Source organism: Marinilactibacillus sp. GCM10026970 (assembly GCF_042660675.1).
Classification (GTDB): Bacteria; Bacillota; Bacilli; order Lactobacillales; family Carnobacteriaceae_A; genus Marinilactibacillus.
The window spans coordinates 22,938-41,964 of the sequence record NZ_JBHSUL010000003.1 but is presented as its reverse complement, the minus strand read 5'-3'; the positions used below and the strand labels follow the sequence as shown (position 1 = coordinate 41,964).

Annotated in this window: 16 protein-coding genes; 8 read left to right on the top strand and 8 right to left on the bottom strand. The window is 38.1% G+C overall.

The window, feature by feature from the left end:
* Positions 1–9 precede the first annotated feature (9 nt).
* From fni to mvk, 4 genes are all read right to left on the bottom strand, one after another.
* Positions 10–1,062 (bottom strand): type 2 isopentenyl-diphosphate Delta-isomerase, encoded by a 1,053-nt coding sequence (gene fni, locus ACFP65_RS01680; protein WP_379915311.1) that lies wholly within the window; start codon positions 1,060–1,062, stop codon positions 10–12.
* Positions 1,063–1,160: 98 nt separating this feature from the next.
* Positions 1,161–2,237: a phosphomevalonate kinase gene (locus tag ACFP65_RS01675; RefSeq protein WP_379915309.1), complete on the bottom strand. Its 1,077-nt coding sequence runs from the start codon at positions 2,235–2,237 to the stop codon at positions 1,161–1,163.
* 84 nt (positions 2,238–2,321) lie between these two features.
* A complete protein-coding gene (gene mvaD / locus ACFP65_RS01670; RefSeq protein WP_379915307.1) occupies positions 2,322–3,293 on the bottom strand; it encodes a diphosphomevalonate decarboxylase in 972 nt (323 codons plus the stop codon).
* Positions 3,286–4,239 carry a mevalonate kinase gene (gene mvk / locus ACFP65_RS01665; protein WP_379915305.1) on the bottom strand — a complete coding sequence of 318 codons (954 nt, stop codon included), beginning with the start codon at positions 4,237–4,239 and terminating at the stop codon, positions 3,286–3,288. Before mvk ends, mvaD begins: the two co-directional genes overlap by 8 nt.
* A 288-nt stretch (positions 4,240–4,527) precedes the next feature.
* On the opposite strand from mvk, the gene coaA reads away from it, so the two are divergent.
* Positions 4,528–5,451, top strand: coding sequence for a type I pantothenate kinase (coaA, locus tag ACFP65_RS01660; protein WP_379915304.1), 924 nt, complete (start codon positions 4,528–4,530; stop codon positions 5,449–5,451).
* Positions 5,452–5,499: 48 nt separating this feature from the next.
* Positions 5,500–5,661 (top strand): hypothetical protein, encoded by a 162-nt coding sequence (locus ACFP65_RS01655; RefSeq protein WP_379915302.1) that lies wholly within the window; start codon positions 5,500–5,502, stop codon positions 5,659–5,661.
* Positions 5,662–6,001: 340 nt separating this feature from the next.
* On the opposite strand, the gene ACFP65_RS01650 is transcribed toward ACFP65_RS01655, so the two are convergent.
* Both ACFP65_RS01650 and ACFP65_RS01645 read right to left on the bottom strand, forming a co-directional pair.
* Positions 6,002–7,327 (bottom strand): M20/M25/M40 family metallo-hydrolase, encoded by a 1,326-nt coding sequence (locus ACFP65_RS01650; protein WP_379915300.1) that lies wholly within the window; start codon positions 7,325–7,327, stop codon positions 6,002–6,004.
* A 697-nt stretch (positions 7,328–8,024) separates the two neighbouring features.
* Positions 8,025–8,729, bottom strand: a complete 705-nt coding sequence (locus ACFP65_RS01645; RefSeq protein ID WP_379915298.1) for a GntR family transcriptional regulator — start codon at positions 8,727–8,729, stop codon at positions 8,025–8,027.
* Positions 8,730–8,919: 190 nt separating this feature from the next.
* On the opposite strand from ACFP65_RS01645, the gene ACFP65_RS01640 reads away from it, so the two are divergent.
* On the top strand, positions 8,920–10,836 hold the full coding sequence (locus ACFP65_RS01640) for a beta-glucoside-specific PTS transporter subunit IIABC (RefSeq protein ID WP_379915296.1): 1,917 nt from the start codon (positions 8,920–8,922) through the stop codon (positions 10,834–10,836).
* 13 nt (positions 10,837–10,849) lie between these two features.
* Positions 10,850–12,292 (top strand): 6-phospho-beta-glucosidase, encoded by a 1,443-nt coding sequence (locus tag ACFP65_RS01635; protein WP_379915294.1) that lies wholly within the window; start codon positions 10,850–10,852, stop codon positions 12,290–12,292.
* Between the two features lie 145 nt (positions 12,293–12,437).
* Here ACFP65_RS01635 and ACFP65_RS01630 read toward each other — a convergent pair whose 3' ends face one another.
* Together ACFP65_RS01630 and ACFP65_RS01625 are read right to left on the bottom strand one after the other, a co-directional pair.
* A complete protein-coding gene (locus tag ACFP65_RS01630) occupies positions 12,438–12,800 on the bottom strand; it encodes a DUF4260 family protein (protein WP_379915292.1) in 363 nt (120 codons plus the stop codon).
* A complete protein-coding gene (locus tag ACFP65_RS01625) occupies positions 12,775–13,194 on the bottom strand; it encodes a MerR family transcriptional regulator (RefSeq protein WP_379915290.1) in 420 nt (139 codons plus the stop codon). The genes ACFP65_RS01630 and ACFP65_RS01625 overlap by 26 nt, the downstream gene beginning before the upstream one ends.
* Positions 13,195–13,410: 216 nt before the next feature.
* On the opposite strand from ACFP65_RS01625, the gene ACFP65_RS01620 reads away from it, so the two are divergent.
* The 4 genes from ACFP65_RS01620 (at position 13,411) to glpK (ending at position 19,025) form a co-directional block, all read left to right on the top strand.
* The gene (locus ACFP65_RS01620) at positions 13,411–14,211 is read left to right on the top strand and encodes an SDR family NAD(P)-dependent oxidoreductase (RefSeq protein ID WP_379915288.1); all 801 of its coding nucleotides are present in this window, start codon (positions 13,411–13,413) and stop codon (positions 14,209–14,211) included.
* A gap of 178 nt (positions 14,212–14,389) precedes the next feature.
* Positions 14,390–15,724, top strand: a complete 1,335-nt coding sequence (locus tag ACFP65_RS01615) for an FAD-dependent oxidoreductase (RefSeq protein ID WP_379915286.1) — start codon at positions 14,390–14,392, stop codon at positions 15,722–15,724.
* Positions 15,714–17,183 (top strand): helix-turn-helix domain-containing protein, encoded by a 1,470-nt coding sequence (locus ACFP65_RS01610; RefSeq protein WP_379915418.1) that lies wholly within the window; start codon positions 15,714–15,716, stop codon positions 17,181–17,183. Before ACFP65_RS01615 ends, ACFP65_RS01610 begins: the two co-directional genes overlap by 11 nt.
* Positions 17,184–17,519: 336 nt before the next feature.
* On the top strand, positions 17,520–19,025 hold the full coding sequence (glpK, locus tag ACFP65_RS01605; RefSeq protein ID WP_379915284.1) for a glycerol kinase GlpK: 1,506 nt from the start codon (positions 17,520–17,522) through the stop codon (positions 19,023–19,025).
* Positions 19,026–19,027 lie beyond the last annotated feature (2 nt).

The following is a 19,027-nucleotide window of genomic DNA, read 5'->3' as shown; positions in this document are numbered from 1 at the left end:
CGTTTCTCGTTATCCACGAGAAGCGTATTTTTGTATGGAAATATTTCGAGCAGCACACCAGTCAGCTGCTTGACCTGATAAAATCAAATCCGTTTTATTTAAATCAGCAATATTTTTCGTACCCAGAAGTGTCATGATACTGGCAATTTCTGCTTTCCAGGCGTGAACCGTTTCGATTGTCTGATCCACATCTTCAAGAGCCATATGCATGAATTGACTGGATAAACCAGTTAAAGAAGCGCCCATAGACAAAGCTTTAACCATTTCCATAGGGCGACGAATACCGCCTGAAGCGATGATACGAGCCGACTGAACGACCTCGTGAGCTTCTAGCAAAGATTCTACAGTTGTTTGTCCCCAAGATTCCAAATCATCCAGTTTCTGTTCGGGTCTTCTATAGTTTTCAATTTGAGCAAAGTTTGTTCCGCCACGACCACTGATATCGATCATTTGAACCCCAACGGATTCAAGTAATTGAACCGTTTCGCGGCTCATACCGAATCCCACTTCTTTGGCAATGACCGGTACACCAAGACCTTGTACAATTTCTTGAATATTTTCAATCCAACCGGAAAATTCCCGGTCGCCTTCAGGCATAACGATTTCTTGCGGAGCATTGATATGAATCTGCATCGCATCAGCTTGAAGTAAGTCAACGACTCTTTTTGCATTCTCTAAACCGTGTCCTGCACCCAAGTTTGCAAATACAAGACCATTTGGATTCGTTTCTCTGACAATTTTAAAAGTGCCTTCTTGTTCAGGATCTTTTAATGCTGCACTAACAGAGCCCGTTGCAATCGCAAGACCAGTTTCTCTAGCAATGGTTGCTAATTTTTCATTTACTTTTCCTGTCCAACGACTTCCACCAGACATGGCATTGATAAAGAACGGAACATGAAAAGTCAGCCCATCTAGTTGGACAGACATATCCACATCTTTTACATCCATCTGTGGAAAAGAATGGTGGACAAATCGGACATCATCAAAAGAGGATTGCCCGTGATCATAAAATTTTTCAGAAAGAGAGACGTGCTCATTTTTTCGGTTGTTTTGTTTTGGCATAGTGTTGTCTCCAGTATGTCAGTTTTAGAAGAATCCAGTATGGATAGACTCTTTTTTCAGTTCATAAATGATTATAGCAAACAATGATGTAAAATGGACTAAGAACGAGCATAAACTTTTAAAGGGAGTAAGGTAATATCGTGTGTCTGCCATCTCGAAACCAAGTCGTTTAAACTTGAAGAACGGTCAAATAAAGCAATACCACAGTCGCCACCACCAGCACCAGAAGTTTTAGCGGCACCATGAAAGGCTTCTGCGTCTTCACACAATTGTTCGAGCGTTTCAGTCTCAATGGAGACACCCGTATTTTCACTCATTTCTTTCAAAATCTGGCGATTCTTACGGATTTCGGTTTGAATGTCCGCTAATGAACCTTTTCTAAAAGCTTGAATCATATTCTCTACGCAAACTTTACTTCTATTTAAAAAATCTTGATAGTTTTGTTTTTTGGCTTCTCGGTTTGCTTTCACTTGATCAACTAGATTAGTAGTGGAAGCAGGGGAGCCTGTCCATCCAATCAGTAGTTTTAGTTCTGAAGGAGGGGTCAGTTTCTCAACCATAAAAGCTGGCCAGTCGAGTTCAACAATGGATTTGATGCTATGTGTGTTCAGACGATCCTTAACCCATTTGCGGTTAAAACTACTGTAAGCTAGCCACCCAGTGTAAGTTGCCGCCGCAATATCTCCAAACGATCCATTACTTTTTACGGATAAATGTGCTAGAACAGATAGTTTAAAAACCAGTTCATCTGTTTCAGCGAGCTCATAATACTTTAATAGCGCTCGTACAGTAGCGACGGTAACAGCTGCGCTAGAACCGAGGCCATATTTCAAACCGTTAGCACTATCTAATTCACTATCCACAACCAGATGAAAGATGGATAACTCTTGTCCACATTCTTTTGCGTAACGTTCAGTGTAATCAATTGCTGCGAGCAGGTAGTGAAATGGATTTTCTCTTTCATCGATCATCAGTTTCCCGTTTTCTCTTGTCCATTGAAGGGGAATACTAGAATAATGAGATGAGTGAATTGTTCCAACTGTATCAGATGGACTGACTTTAACGGTTAGAAATTGGTCGACCGCAACAAGAATAGCTGGGTGCCCAGGTTCAACAACAGCGTACTCGCCAGCTATATATAATTTTCCGGGAGCCGAGGCTTCTACTTGATTCATTCAATTCGTTCCTTTTTTAGGATCTGTTCTGTTCGAATCAGCATCCTTTGGATTTTTAGTGGTATGTAAGTAGAAAACAAACAATCAGTTTTCTAGAAGATGAATGGCAGGTCCCGGTTTCGCGGAAATAATCTGTTCTTCATCGAAATATTCAGCTAATTTCAGTTTAATTTCTTTCATTTGAGATTGTCGGCAAATGACTTTTACATTCGGACCAGCGTCCATAGTGAAGTAAACCGTGTATCCTTGTTTTCTTAATGTACGTACAGCGTCCATTGCAAGCATACTGTCAGCTGTCCAATAAGTGAAAGGTGGATTCGCACCAAGTGTAGTCGCATGCATTTTCAAAGCATTACGTTCTGCAATGGAGCCTACTTCTTCAATATTTTGTTCTTCTATAGCTTCTTTCATATCTGCTAAGTCCTGGTCGAGTGTTGCTAGCCAACCGTCATAAAATGGAGAAGTTTCAACGGTTCGGCGCATACCGTCTCTACTAGAAACATCTTTTTGAGCCTGTTTTACGATAATAAACAGCATGCCGATATCCCAGTTTGCATCATCGACTGGAGAAGCAAAAGAATCTTCGTCTGTTGAGCCTTTTTCCCATTCAACGAATCCGCCGAAGATACTTCTAGAAGCAGATCCTGAGCCTCGTCTTGCTAGGCGTGACAAGTCTTTTGGCGACAAGTTCAAGCCCGCAGCTTCATTTGCAGCACCAGCTAGTGCTGCAAGTCCTGATGCAGAAGAAGCGAGACCCGCTGCTGTTGGAACATAGTTGATACTTTCAACATGAGCACGATCCGTTATCCCAGCTTGTTCTCTAATTAAATCGAGAATCGTCACGACTTTGTTCAATACACCTGATGCTTGTTTTTCGCCATCCAAAATCAGTTCGTCCTCTTTTAATGAAGGATCAAAATTCACTTTAGTGTCTGTATAGAAAGCATCTAGCGTTAAAGAAAGGGAATTGTTTTTTGGAATAATCAGAGCTTCATTTTCTTTGCCCCAATATTTGATTAATGCAATATTTGTATGTGCGCGAACCCATTTACTCATTTGTATCTGCTCCTAGTGAATGGACCCAAGTTTCTACGGCTCCATTTTTCATTAATTCATTTGCAATATGTTTTGCTTGATCAAAGGTTTTAGCTAAGGCAATCATACAACCACCACGGCCACTTCCTGTTAGCTTAGCACCTAGTGCACCTTGTTCTAAAGCCACTTGAACCAGTTTATCTAACTTTTCGTTACTGACAGTCAAGTCGGAAAGATGGTGATGTGCTTTAGATAAAATCTTGCCTAGATCAGTGATATTATCTTGTTCAATCGCTTCTTTTGCCTGATACGTCAATTTTCCAAGCGAACTGAGTAGATGTTTTGTTTTTCTTCTAGATTTCTTTAGCAAATTCGCAACATCTTGAACGGCTTCTCTAGTTTGACCTTTTAAACCAGTGTCTGCCGCAATGAGATATCCTGTTAAATGAAGATCAAATCGTTCGGGAAGTTTGGACTTCATATAAAATAGAGGTTGATTGCCACTTGTGACACGTGCATCGAGCCCACTTGGGTTCCCGTGAGCGATTTTTTCTGAGATACCAATGTAATGAAGCAGCACATCGTATTCTAGTGGCTGTTCAAAAAAGTTGAACAATGCTCGAACGAGGGCTGAAGCAACAGCTGCACTAGATCCCATACCGCGTTCAGCAGGAATCAGACTGGAAATGGTAATCTGCATACCAGAGGGCTCGTAACCTAAATCTTCGCAAATAGCTTCGATCGTTTTCGTTAAATTGTTTAGTGATTCAGGAGCATTAGAAATGGACCCCTCATAGTAATTCGAGCGGATCTGGCTGTGTCCTTGAATGGCTTCAATGGTGACTTCAACATGAGCCGCCGGGAAAGGGAGCGCAATCGCAGGGTTATTATACACTACGGAATGCTCTCCAATTAATATAATCTTTCCGTGAGCCGTTCCAATGGCCTGATCGGAGAGAGTTTTCATCCTGTCAACTCCTCGTTGATACTGTTATCTATAATCTTACCTTACTCTGTCATTCCTGTATTACAATCGTACTATACTTGACTGTTAGACTCCACTATATCGTATCAATATTAATTTAAAAATACATAAAGAAAGCTTTCATAATCAAAGAGCTCTATTTCACATGAGATTTTTCAAGGATAAAAGCAGGCGTTCAAAAAAGCGTTTAGAATTTAGATAGTCAAAATCTGTTTATTTTGGTAAACTTGAACACGACTAAAGACTAAGAGAAGCGGAGGTTTATACCGCATGCAAGAATCCGACACATTTTATATTATTGATAGAGATGAATGGAAAGAACTGAATGAACATACTAGGCTGACCCTGACTGATGAGGAACTAGAATCGTTGAGGTCGCTGAATGACCGGATTTCAATGAAAGATGTTAAAGAAATTTATGTACCTATCTTGCAGATATTGCATACGCACATCAAGCACTATGACGAACGTCAGCGTGAAATGAAAACGTTATTGAATCAGCCAGCTAGAAAAGATCCTTACATTATAGGGATCGCAGGAAGTGTGGCTGTTGGAAAAAGTACTTTGGCGAGACTCCTTCAGATGATGATGGACCGAGCATATCCTGATAGAAAAGTGGATTTGATTACAACGGACGGCTTTTTGTATCCTAATGAAACTCTACAAGAAAAAGATATTTTGAACCGTAAAGGATTTCCAGAAAGTTACGATATGCAACGTTTGATTCGCTTTATGGGAGACGTGAAAAGTGGGCACCGAGATATTGAAGTTCCCGTGTATTCACATAAATTCTATGACATTATTCCGGATAAATACGCCGTGATTGATCAGCCAGATATTTTGATAGTAGAAGGGATCAATGTTTTACAACTACCGGCAAATGAGAAAATTTTTGTCAGTGACTTTTTTGATTTCAGTTTCTATGTAGATGCTGAACCAGAACGAATCGAAAAATGGTATCTAGAACGATTTGGCTTACTGTTGGATACAGCTTTTCAAGATCCGACCAACTATTACTATGAACTTGCAACTGGAAATAGAGAAGAAGCATTTGATACAGCACGTAAAGTCTGGAAAGCGGTCAATCTGACAAACCTAGAAGAGTATATTCTTCCGACAAGATTCAGAGCAGATATGATTGTCCATAAAACGACAGATCACTTTATAGATCAGCTTTTACTAAAAAAACACTAGTATTTAAAAGAGTTAGCAGATTCGGTAAACTAAAGAAGTGGGTGCAGAATGGCAAAAATCAAAATTTTTGTTCAAACCGTTTTGAATTTCCTAGCGTTGAATTTATTGTTAAATCCGATAATGAACACACTGTTACCCATTAGTGCAGTAAGTGGAATGTTACTCATTGGCTCATATGCCTTATCCATTTTTTTGATAGAGTCAAAATGAGGATGCAGTTTCGAGTTGCAAACAATATTTAAATGAATTCCTATTTGCGAGAAAGATACTGAAAGGAGGTTTTATCATCTTTTATACATTTGATATCTTTTCGATTATACTCATATTAATTTTTTATGTTGGTATCCCAGCAGTCGTAATCTATTTTATACTGATGTGCCGTAAGATGGTTATGTTGACTGAAGAAAAAAATAATAAGTTAGAACGTATTGCTAGTGTACTTACAGATATGCGAGATTTTAAGTCAGTGGATAGATAAGAGTTAACTTAATAAAAGCCGGTTAAAAAGTAGTGGATATGGGCTACTTTTCAACCGGCTTTATTTGTATATTTAGATGGATCGACTGAATTGCTCAATCCAATCAATCAGACAGTGAACATTTTGTTCTAAATCATTCAATCTGATATGTTCATTTGAAGAATGAACATTGCTTCCGGAATAACTACAACCTAAAGCGACTATGGGAATGTTCAAACGTTCTCCAAAGAGCGCCATAGGACCGCCACCAGCAAAGTTTGGCATCAGTTGGTAATTGTCTTCTCCGTATATCTTTCTAACACTGTCAATAAGACGGGAGACATAAGGACTAGATAGATCAGATCGATAAGCTATTTCAGAATGTACATTTTTAATCACGACATTCTCAAAGTCATGTTCTTTTAAATGAGTTTCAATTAACTGAATAAGTCTATCTGGGCTTTGTTTAGGAACGAAACGACAATCAATTCTGGCAGATGCACTAGCTGGTATACTGTTGTTGCTGGATTGATCACCCACTTTGATTTGACTGATATTCAAGGTAGGTTCGCTGATCAAAGTTTTCTGGTAATTCCCTTCAATCAAAGACGCATACAGCTTTAAACTATCGCTGAACTTTTCAACGTCAAAATCTAGTTGTTCAATCATTTCAACTAAGTAATCATCAAGAGGTTCAATGTCATCGTGGAATCCATTTATCGTAATATCATTTTTATGATTTTTAAGACTAGCAAGGCATTGGACTAATTGCCAGCCTGCATTTTGGATAATACCTGCATAAGAAGAATGAATAGCTTGTTGTGCTGTATGTACTTCCAAGTCGAAGGAGAGAATACCTTTCACTCCGCAACTGATTTCTAACTGTTCGTTTTCATTTTTCCATCCACATTCCCACAAAGAAACATCCGCTTTGAGTCGTTCTTGATACTTCTCAATGTAATGCTTTAAATTGGGACTGCCAATTTCTTCTTCTCCCTCTATGAAAAAAACAATATTACAGGGTAAACCACCAGTATTTTGGAAATGATCTATCATCATAAGTCGAGCAATAATCTCCCCTTTACAATCACTTGCACCGCGACAGAATAATTTTTGATCTTTAATAGTAGGTTCAAAAGGTACAGTGGTCCATGCTTGAGCATCTCCAATGGGTTGAACATCATAGTGATTGTAAATCAAAAGTGTTTGATCTGAATTTCCGTAAAATTTAGTCATAACGACAGGGGAATCTCCAAAGTCATTCCAGACTTCGATTTCTTGAGCGTGCATACGATTAAATGCTGCTTTCAACCAAGTAATGGATTCTTGAATTCCAGTCTTTTCGATTGAAACAGAGGGGATTCTAAGAAACTCACTATACTGTAGAAGATTTTCTTGTGTAATGTTAGGGGATATCAATCATTTTCCTTCTTTCTTTAAAAGTCATTTGATAGATTACAGTGTCTCCATTAATTATAGCGTTTATTCTCCTGATTTGTTGATTATTCAATATACAAAAAAGCACAGACAATGATATCTGTGCTTTGCAATCTAATAAATTGACTGTCTATAAGGTTTTTAGATTTTACGAAGTAGCTTTAGGTAAATGACAACCTGATTTTATCTTGCAATTTTTACCCATAGATACACAAATGGTGAAAAAATAAACATCCCTGATAACGTTCCATTCAATATAAACTTGCTGTCGTTTTCTAAATCTGCTATCACACTTTCAAGATAGGAAAATGCCCATATACATGACGATAGATATACAAAAAACGTCAGTCTAAGCCAGTTCTCGAAAAAACTTCCAACAATAAACATATAAATAAAAGCATGTATCAAAAATAGAAAACACCCGAAGAAAAAACCATGTCTTGAGAATTTCATATCTTTTCCATATTGCACAATAAACAGCTCTTTTCAATAATAAACTCATTTAAATAGCTGTCGCAAGCCAACTGTAGCTGAAGCGACAGCACCTACAGTTTTACTAAGAAAAACCGAAAAGTAATGTTATCGTAACTTTCCTTTTTAGCTATATGTTTACTGTAACAAATGAAAGGAAGTTCTCAAAATAACACGACAAACTTTTGAGATTTTTTAAACGGGAAGCTTATAATTTATTCCCTTGCATATAGAATTGTGCTTCTTCGTAGTGATATTTGATGACGGAATAATCAAAAGGATGTCCGTTGTTTAAGTAATAAATGGATTCAATATCAATAGAAGGGTCTTGAGGTTTCAAATCAAGGTAACCAGCTTGCTCTTCATTCAATTTTCCAATACGCATAAAAAAATCAGAAAAGTTGATATCGATTTTCAAATCATTTGTTAAATAGCTGAACACAGAGTTTTGAACGATGTCTTCATTCAAATAAGGAACGTACGATTTATTATAGTATGACTCCTCAACACATAGCGGACGAGACTCGATCTGACGGATTCTTTTAAGATAGTAGACGGTTTCGTTTTCTTTTAATTTCAATACTTCCACAATGTTTTCATCGGGTTCGATTTCCTTTAATTCAATGACATCAGAAGTTAAGTTAAATTCTTTTAGTATCCCTTGAAATCCATGCACGTCTGTTAAATTGACATACCCTTTTCTATGTCGACCGCGGACATAAGTTCCACTGCCTCTCACTTGGTAGACAATACCGTGAGATTCGAGCATTTCAACGGCTTTGATAATCGTATTTTTACTGACTTGGTATTCTTCAGCTAAATCATTCAAAGTAGGGAGCTTATCTCCTTGAGATAAATTATTTTGTTGAATGAACTGATTGATTTGCTGAGCAACCGCTTGGTATTTGTTCACAGCGTACTCTCCTTTTCCTGAGGTGTCCTTAATTTCCAGTATACCATATTTATATTATACGGGTATTGACAAATTGTACGGGTATAATTATAATATTAAAGGTAATGATTATACCCATACAATTTTATATTTTGTAAGCGCTCTTTTAAGAAAGACAGCTATTCAAGCTACTAGGAGGAGAAGACAGGTTATGAAGGAGAACAAGAACCACGAATTAGCAGCAAAAATACTAGAAGAAATTGGTGGAGAAAGTAACGTATCCAATTCAACGCATTGCGCGACAAGATTGCGACTAGTATTGAATGACGAAAACGAAGAAATGGTTAATCGTGTAAAAGGAATTTCTGGTGTTATCGACGTTGTCCGTAAAGGTGGACAATTCCAGATTGTTATTGGAAACTCTGTAGATAAAGTCTACGAAGAGTTTGCCGACCTGTCAGGTACTTCTGAAGGAAATAACAATAATGAAAACCCCAACAAAGAAAAAGAAAGTATTATAAATCGTATTATTGCAACGATGTCTGCAGTTTTTGCCCCATTTGTTTACATTCTAGCAGGCGCAGGGATGATTCAAGGTTCACTGATTATCCTGTCAAGTATCTGGCCATCTATTGTAGATTCAGGAACGTACCAAGTATTCGATGCGATGTCTTGGGCACCATTTACATTTTTACCAATTTTTATTGCCATAACAGCATCCAAGCATTTTAAAACAAATACCTATATTGCTGTTTTTGCCAATGCCGCTTTGGTAGCACCTGGTTTTACAGCTTTAGCTGAACGAGCAGGCGCAGGCGAAGCGATTAACTTTATCGGTATGCCTTTGAGTGAAACCGTTTATACATCAACAGTTATTCCAGCTATTTTACTGGTCTGGTTCCTTTCATACTTGGAACGCTGGATTGAAAAGATTCTTCCAGATGTTGTCACTCGACTATTTACACCATTACTAGCCGTTATCATTGCAGTACCACTGACGATTATGGTTATTGGACCAGTTTCTACAGCCGGTGCAAATGCAGTTGCTGCAGGGTACACTTGGTTATCTCAAACATTCCCACCATTAGCAGGTATTTTAGTCGGTGGATTCTGGCAATTCTTTGTATTGCTAGGCGTTCACTGGGGAATTACACCAGTTGTTTTGGCAAACCATGCACAATACGGAATGGATACATTCCAGGCTTATCAAACAATTGCCGTTGTTGCACAAGTAGGTGCAGCTTTAGCGGTCTTTATTAAAGCGAAAAAACAAGAAGTTAAAAGTGTCAGTCTTTCTGCAACCATTACAGGGATTTTCGGAATCACTGAACCAGCGATTTACGGCGTAAACTTACGCTTCAAAAAACCATTCATAATCGGTATCGTTTCTGGTGCAGTCGGTGCTTTTGTAGCTAGTTTCTTTGATGTTTACTCTTTTGTTTATACAGGGATACCAAGTATGATCACAATCATGAATAACTACAATCCTGACTACCCAGGTTCGTTCTGGGGTGTTTTAATTGGGATTATTATCGCCCTTGTTTTACCAATTATCTTAATTCAAATCTTTGGTTACGGAGATGACGAAGTTGCTCAAACAGAAACAGGGAAACATTCAGATGCAGCTAAAGAAATCAAAAACGATTCTGCGCCAGTTGTAGCAGAGCCTAAAAATGGAACAATCGCAAATGTTTATCCACCAATCAAAGGAACCCTTGTACAATTGTCAGATGTTCCAGACCCAGTATTTGCTTCTGGTGCAATGGGACAAGGGATTGCCATTGAGCCAATGGACCAAAAAGTTTATGCACCATTTGACGGAGAAGTTAAAATGATTGCCAAAACAAAGCATGCGATTGGTCTAACGTCAACGGATGGTGTAGAAGTACTGATTCACATTGGCTTAGAAACGGTTGAATTAGAAGGTGCACCTTACACCGTGCACGTTGAAACAGGACAAAAAGTTTCTCATGGTGATTTACTAATGGAGTTTGATATCAATGCTATTGAACAATCTGGTCGTTCAACAGTGACACCGATCATCGTAACAAATACAAGTGATTTTGAAGAAGTTTCTGTTGCTGAAACAGCTGAAACAGAAGATGCAATCATAAAGGTTAAAAAATAGGAGGAAGTAAAAGATGAATACATTTCCAAAAGATTTTCTATGGGGCGGCGCATTAGCTGCTCACCAATTTGAAGGAGGATGGAACCAAGACGGTAAAGGACCAAGTGTTATCGATGTTGTAACCGTTGGAGGACCTAAAAAAGCCCGTCGCATCACAGAGACGGTTGAACCTGATGAGTTTTATCCGAACCACGAAGCGATTGATTTTTATAACCGTTACAAAGAGGACGTTCAATTGTTCGCTGAGATGGGCTTGAAAGCTTTACGTACATCTATTGCTTGGTCTCGTATTTTTCCTAAAGGAGACGAACTTGAGCCAAATGAAGCAGGACTAAAGTTCTATGATGACCTATTCGACGAATTACTGGCAAATGGTATTGAGCCAGTCATTACGTTAACGCACTTTGAAATGCCTTTACACCTTGCTCGTGAATATGGTGGATTCCGTAGTCGTGAAGTGGTTGACCACTTCGTGCGTTTTGCAGAAACTGTACTGGAAAGATATAAAGATAAAGTCACGTATTGGATGACATTTAACGAAATCAATAACCAAATGGACTACAACAATGATTTATTCTTATGGACGAACTCTGGGCTTGTAGCTAAAGAAGGCGAGAACCGTAAAGAATTAATGTACACTGCGGGTCACCACGAATTAATTGCCAGTGCACTAGCCGTTTCAAAAGGAAAAGAAATCAATCCGAATTTCCAGATTGGTGCCATGGTTTCTCATGTACCAGTTTATCCACTAACCTCTAATCCAGATGATGTTATGCTGGCAGAAGAATATATGCGCTTGCGCTACTTTTTCCCAGATGTACATGTTAGAGGAAAATACCCAAATTATACGCTGAAAGAATTTGAGCGTGAAGGGTTGAATATCCCGATTCTTGAAGGCGACAAGGAAATTCTGGAAGAAGGTAAAGTAGATTATTTAGGCTTCAGCTACTATATGTCTACAGCAGTAGATAGCACGAAAGATACTTCTAACCTAGGTGAATCTGCGGTTCACGGATCACTAGCACACGATATTGAAAATCCATATATCAAATCCAGCGATTGGGGATGGGGAATTGATCCAGTTGGCTTACGTTACACACTGAACCGTCTATGGGATAGATACCAAATTCCATTGTTCATTGTAGAAAACGGATTTGGCGCAGTGGATACAGTGGAAGAAGATGGTAGTATCCATGATGATGAACGTATTTCATATATGCGTGAGCACATCAAAGAAATGGAAAAAGCGGTAAACTATGATGGTGTTGAACTGATGGGCTACACACCATGGGGCGTTATCGATATCGTTTCCTTTACTACAGGTGAAATGAAGAAACGTTACGGCATGATTCACGTAGACCGTGACAACGAAGGTAAAGGAACAATGGAACGTAGCAAAAAAGATTCATTCAACTGGTTCAAGCAAGTGATTGAATCAAATGGTGCAGAACTATAAGCTAGTCGTTCAAAAATAAGAAAAGTAAAAAACCTTATCGTCATCCAAAGTGGGTGACGATAAGGTTTTTTGAGTCGCTAGACAAGGTTCTTTTATTTACTTAGTTCTTGTTTGATCTTTTAAATCATCTGATTCTAGAGTACGATTAATTAATATGCGTATGCTTGAAGGCATCTGAGTATTTTAATCCAAATCCAAAAGTTCTATCCAAAAAGATATGAATAAATAATATCAAAGAACTATAAATCAAAGGATTCACTTGAAAATACAAGCCTAAAGTGAGAAGCAGACAAGGAATGATTAAATTATGCGCTGAATTGTATATGATGGCTCCGACTTTATTGTCTTTTATATAACCGACCATTGATAAATCAATTAAAAAGAAAAAGAGTAGAAGTATAGGCACCGAAAAGTGAAAGACGAAAAAGTAAGTGTATATAGCCGCTATTAGTAAAAAAAGTTTTCCGATTTTAAAAGCAATTTCATTTTGTTTTTCCTCCAAGGTCACTGATTTTATCTAGTAAATCAAGAATATCTCTTTCATTATCTCCCGTACTAGCTGTTACAATATGCTGAATCTTTTGAAATATTTGATTGACCTTCGTTAAGGTATCCAAATTTTCGCTGATCAAGTTTACCTGCTTATCAATAAACTGTTTGATATCTTCCTGACACTCTACAGAAGTTTCTCTATTCTTTAATGAAATCATCTGTCGAATATCTTTAAGTGATAACCCCGATTTTTTCAAAGCTAGAATCAATTGAAGGTCTTTTAAATCTTTGATTGTGTAGTGTCTGTAGCCATTTTCATTTCTAACCGGTATTAAGATATTTTGATCCTCATAATATCTGATTTTAGATTTACTAGCCCCGGTAGCGGACGACAATTCTCCTATATTCATGTTATAACTCCTTCCTTTAAATAGACTATAACATTAGACCATACTTTAAGGTCAATCACTATATTTGGATATTTTGAAAAAGTTTACGCAAATAGAGAAAAAACACCTTTATATTCGCGTGAGATACTTCATGATTTCTTTTGAACAAACATAATATTAGATAATCATTTCTTTATATGTCACAATTCAGATAACAAAACTTTTAGGAGGAAGATTATGTCTATTTTTTCATCTGATGTATTTAAAGGGAGACATGCTCTGGTTACAGGAGCGACCGGAGGCATTGGCCGTGAAACAGCGAAGGTATTAGCCGCTATGGGTGCCAACGTTACGATTACGGGTAGAAAAGAACAAGTTTTGAGCGATTTAAAAAAGGAAATCGAAAACGAGTCGCCGAATGCTAAGGTTTTGATGTATGTTGCGGACCTGACAGATGCAATAGACAGAGAAAAATTAGTGTTAGTCGCAGAAGAAACGTTTGGAACGATTTCATTACTGGTAAATTCAGCGGGGATGACCGGCGGAGGCATCTTGGAAGAATTAACGCAAGAAGAGTTGGAGCGCGTGATGCACTTAAACCACACAGTGCCAATTCTCTTAACGCAAAGAATTTATAAAAATATGAAAAAAGACAAAAAAGGCTCCATTGTAAATGTTTCTTCTCTTTCAGGTGTGAGAGGAACGTATGGTGGAACGGCGTACACTGGATCTAAGTTTGCACTGAATGCCTTCACTCAATCCTTTGCACTAGAAGCGATTGAACACAATGTTCGAGTGAACGGAGTTTGCCCAGGATATGTAGATACTGAAATGGGTAGAAATGGTATTCGTTCTAAAGGTGAGCGAGAAGGTCGTAGCTTTGAAGAACAATTCAAGATTGAAAGCGAAAAGTTACCAACTGGACGCATTACCAATACAGATGAAGTAGCGAACACAATCGCTTATTTATTATCAGATGCTGCAGAGAATATTATTGGAGAAAACATTAACCTTTCTGGTGGATCGGTGATGCGTTAATAAGCAAATGATTATTGAACAAGTATAAAAAGATTCTAACCATATAAAAAAGGGCAGAAGTGTATTCTGCTCTTTTTCTATGTAAAGAAATAGGTGAAGTGGAATCTTTAACCCTTTCTAGGAGTCTTTTTCTAGCTGTGTTATACTAATCAAAAATCGATCAACTAGGAGTAATGGAATGAAAGTCGTTATTGTAGGCGCATCTTTTGCAGGAGTAGCTGCTGCTTTAGAAGTGCGAAAAAAACACCCTCATTTAGAAATTATCTTGCTGGAAAAGCAAGCTACTTTAGGATATATTCCAAACGGCCTGCACTTATACTGGGAAAAGAAAATCGAGCATCTAGATGAAGCGCGATTTATCACAAAAGAACAACTTGAAAATCATAAAATCCAGTGCTATTTAGGTGCAACGGTTCAAAAAATCAATACTACTCAAAAAATTATTCACTATGATTATTCAGAACAAGAAGAATTGATTTCCTACGATAAGCTCATTATCGCCACAGGTTCAAGACAACTATCTGAGAAAATTGACGGTAGTGCACATGAAAGTGTGCTGAAATATAAACGGTACGGAGAAGCACAAGCAGCACTTGCTAAAGTGGAAGAGAGCCAGCACGTCACAATTATTGGTGGCGGACAAGTTGGCGTAGAGGCGGCGGATCTACTAAACAAACAGCGAAAACAAGTCACGTTGATTGAAAGTATGGATTATGTTTTATTTAAATATTTAGATGAAGAAATGATTCAACCAATCGAACAGAAAATGTTGGAAAAAGGGGTCAATTTAAAACTAAGACAAACTGTTTCTTCTATAGAAGAAACGGAAGATCAGAAAGTGACGGTTCACCTTGGTGAGGAGTCTGTTACCAGCGATGCGGTTATTATGGGTGTAAACGTTAGACCTAATCTCCATTTTTTAGATGCACAAGTTGAACTGCATATGGATCAGACGATTGCGGTCGACCGTTACCTCAGAACCTCTGTGAAAGATGTCTTTGCAGTAGGCGATTGTATCCAATTAGCCGGTCCGGGAGAAGATATGGTTTATATCCCACTAATCAATAACGCAGTGAGGACAGGTATTGTAGCAGCAGCTAATTTAATGGAGCCAACAGTCACTTTCAATGGATCCTTAAGAACAATCGGCACGTCTATTTTTGGCTACTATATTGCCAGTACCGGTATGACTGAAGCAGAAAGTTTATTTACGAATCAGACAATCGAAACGCGTCGACAAACCGTACGCTTAAACAGTCTACCCAATTCAGATACCGCTACGCTGAAATGGGTTTATAACGCCGACACTCAAGTGCTATTAGGTGCGCAAATGATCTCAACAGCCAATATTTTAGAAAAAATCAACACACTTGCTCTAGCGATTCAAACAAAACAAACGCTAGAAGACTTACAACAAAAAGATTATTTTTTCCATCCTGCTTATTCTCCGATGGTTTCAACAACGAACTTGGTTTCTTGGATGGAAGAAAGGGTTGACGAAGATGAAAGTTGAACACTTCCTTGAAAAAAATGAAGTCAGAGAAATCACGATTTTCAAGCAACTTGTTTTGAACAATGGGATTCTGTCGTACGGTAAGATGCTGGATCACTTGGCCGTTTCAAAAGCGTCTCTTGAAAATGATCTGGAATCCATCACGTCTCGGATTGAAGTTTTCAACGATCAGGTTCAAGTAGAATATGACGGTCAAGAGATCAAGCTGACCATGAGTGATCATATCTCATTGCAGCATATTTACCGAATCTATTTAGACCAGTCGATTAAAATAGAGATCATCAATTTCTTGTTCAAACACCAAGAATTTTCAATCACTCAATTAACCCAACAATTGGCCATTAGCGACTCATCCTTGTTCCGCAAAATCAAAGAACTGAACACGCACCTAAAAGAGTTCGGACTCAAGATTCGCAATGGTCAACTACAAGGAGAAGAACTACAGATCCGCTATTTTTATTTTCAATTCTACTATTATATAGAAGATAAATCAGCCTTGATCAATTTGCGTTCCGATCAGCAAATCACGCAAGCCGTACAATCTGTGGAAAATTTCTTACAAGTGAACGTGGTTCCTGAAAATCGTCAGCGCTTGAACATTTGGCTGATTATCAGCAAATCACGCATCACCAACAAAAATAAAAACTACAAACAACTACGGAAGCAAATGCAACCTTATTTAAAAGACCCCTTGTATCATAAAATACATGTCATGGTCTTGCGCTATTATAGTCGGTATTCAATAGAGGTAGATGAAGAAGAAGCGATGCTTCACTTTGCTTTCTTACTCGCTTTTCCCATTCTGACGGAACATGACTTTCATGAGTATACGCTAATTCGTGACCGGCATGCCCCAATCGCTTCACTGGACACTTATATAGTAGAAACGATTATCATTCATTTCAAGTTTCGCAAACTGCCTTATATGCTAGAACGAGATATGTATTATCATTTAACCCATATTCATACGAGACTCTACTTTTTCCAAGGAGATATTGAAATTTATGAGTACGAGGAAATGTTGGCGAGAGAAAAGCAAGTGGTTGGAAAGAATCTTGTGCCACTGGCTCGAACCTTACTCACGACCAGTACAGATAAATTTATGAGCACAGAAGTGGACGACAATAGTTTGCTTAAGATGGAATTACTCAAGTACATTAGCTTACTGACGCTGATTTCATTTAAGATGGCCACAGTGATCCAGATTGGTATTGATTTGAAAATGGACGGTCTCTACAAAGATACCCTCAGTCAACTGTTGATGCTTAAAATGCGCCCCATTAATGGGATTCAAATTGAAGTGTATCAGCCCGGTAAATCCTACGATCTAATTCTGACAAATGAAAAACCTGCAGAACAAAATTATTACAACGATGCCAAAGTCTATATCCTCTCAGAAATCTTGTCCTCCTTTGATATGGCAAATATCCAAAGAATTATTCAAGAGATGAATACCTAGAGCAAGCACAGCGTCTATCCTGTAGCTTGTTCTTTTTTCAATCTTAAAAATAACATCGAAAAAATTTCTTTTAGACTTCAGAGTGCTATGTGATATATCATTTTAGTATCTTTCTGATAGGTTTTCAATGAAAGCAAGCTGTCAAAAGGAAAACGGTATCTTTGTTGGTACTAAAGCGTTACTGAAATCACAAAATACTTCCAACCGATATTAAAAACTCTCAAAAAATTTAAAAATCCAAAAAAAGCTGACATTTTTAATTGATGAAAAACGGTTACAATAATAAAGTAAAGAAATCGGTTGCAACAATCGATTATAAATAGGAGGATTTAAATTATGACAGAGACTAAGTACATTATGGCCATTGACCAAGGAACAACAAGCTCAAGAGCAATTATTTATGACAAACAATTAAATACAATTGGAAGCTCACAAAAAGAGTTCACACAAATTTTCCCTCAAAGTGGTTGGGTAGAACATAACCCTAACGAAATCTGGAATTCCGTTCAATCCGTTATTGCGGGTGCATTTATTGAATCCGGTGTTAAACCAGAAAATATCGCTGGTATCGGAATCACAAACCAACGTGAAACAACCATCGTTTGGGATAAAGAAACTGGATTACCTATCTATAACGCAGTTGTATGGCAATCTCGCCAATCAGCTCCAATCGCTACAAAACTGCATGAAGAGGGTCATTCAGAAATGATCCACGAAAAAACAGGTTTGATTATTGACTCTTACTTCTCAGCGACTAAGATTCGTTGGATTCTTGATAACGTAGAAGGCGCTCAAGAACGTGCTGAAAAAGGAGAATTACTATTCGGAACGGTTGATACTTGGTTAGTATGGAAATTAACAGGTGGAAAATCATTCGTAACAGATTATTCTAATGCAAGTCGTACCATGCTTTATAACATCCACAAATTAGAGTGGGATCAAGAAATCTTAGATCTACTAAACATTCCAATGGCAATGATGCCAGAAGTTAAATCAAACTCAGAAGTTTATGGTGAAACAGCTAACTATCACTTCTATGGCGCAAACACTCCAATTTCAGGAATGGCCGGAGACCAACAAGCAGCGCTATTCGGTCAAATGGCATTTGAACCTGGAATGGTTAAAAACACGTATGGTACAGGTTCATTTATCGTAATGAATACTGGTGAAAAACCACAACTATCTGAAAACAACTTACTAACAACAATCGGTTACGGTATCAACGGTAAAATCTACTATGCATTAGAAGGAAGTATCTTCGTTGCTGGTTCATCTATCCAATGGTTACGTGACGGACTTAAAATGATTGAAAACTCTGCAGATTCAGAAGCGTTAGCGAAAAATTCTAAGAGTGATAACGAAGTGTTCGTTGTTCCTGCCTTCACTGGATTAGGTGCACCATACTGGGATTCAGATGCACGTGGATCTGTCTTTGGCTTAACGCGTGGTACAACAAAAGAAGACTTTGTTAAAGCGACTTTACAATCTATTGCGTATCAAGCACGTGACGTTATCGACACAATGAACAAAGATGCTGGAATCGATATTCCATTGCTAAAAGTAGATGGTGGAGCAGCGAACAATGACTGGTTAATGCAATTCCAAGCAGATATCTTAGGTACAAAAGTACAACGTGCTCACAACTTGGAAACAACTGCATTAGGTGCAGCTTATCTAGCTGGTTTAGCGGTTGGATTCTGGGAAAGTATGGACGAAATCAAAGATATGTACGAAGAAGGCGGAACATTTGAGCCACAAATGTCAGAAGAAGAACGCCAAAAACTTTACAAAAACTGGAGATTAGCTGTTAAAGCAACTCAAGTATTTAAACCAGAAGCATAGTA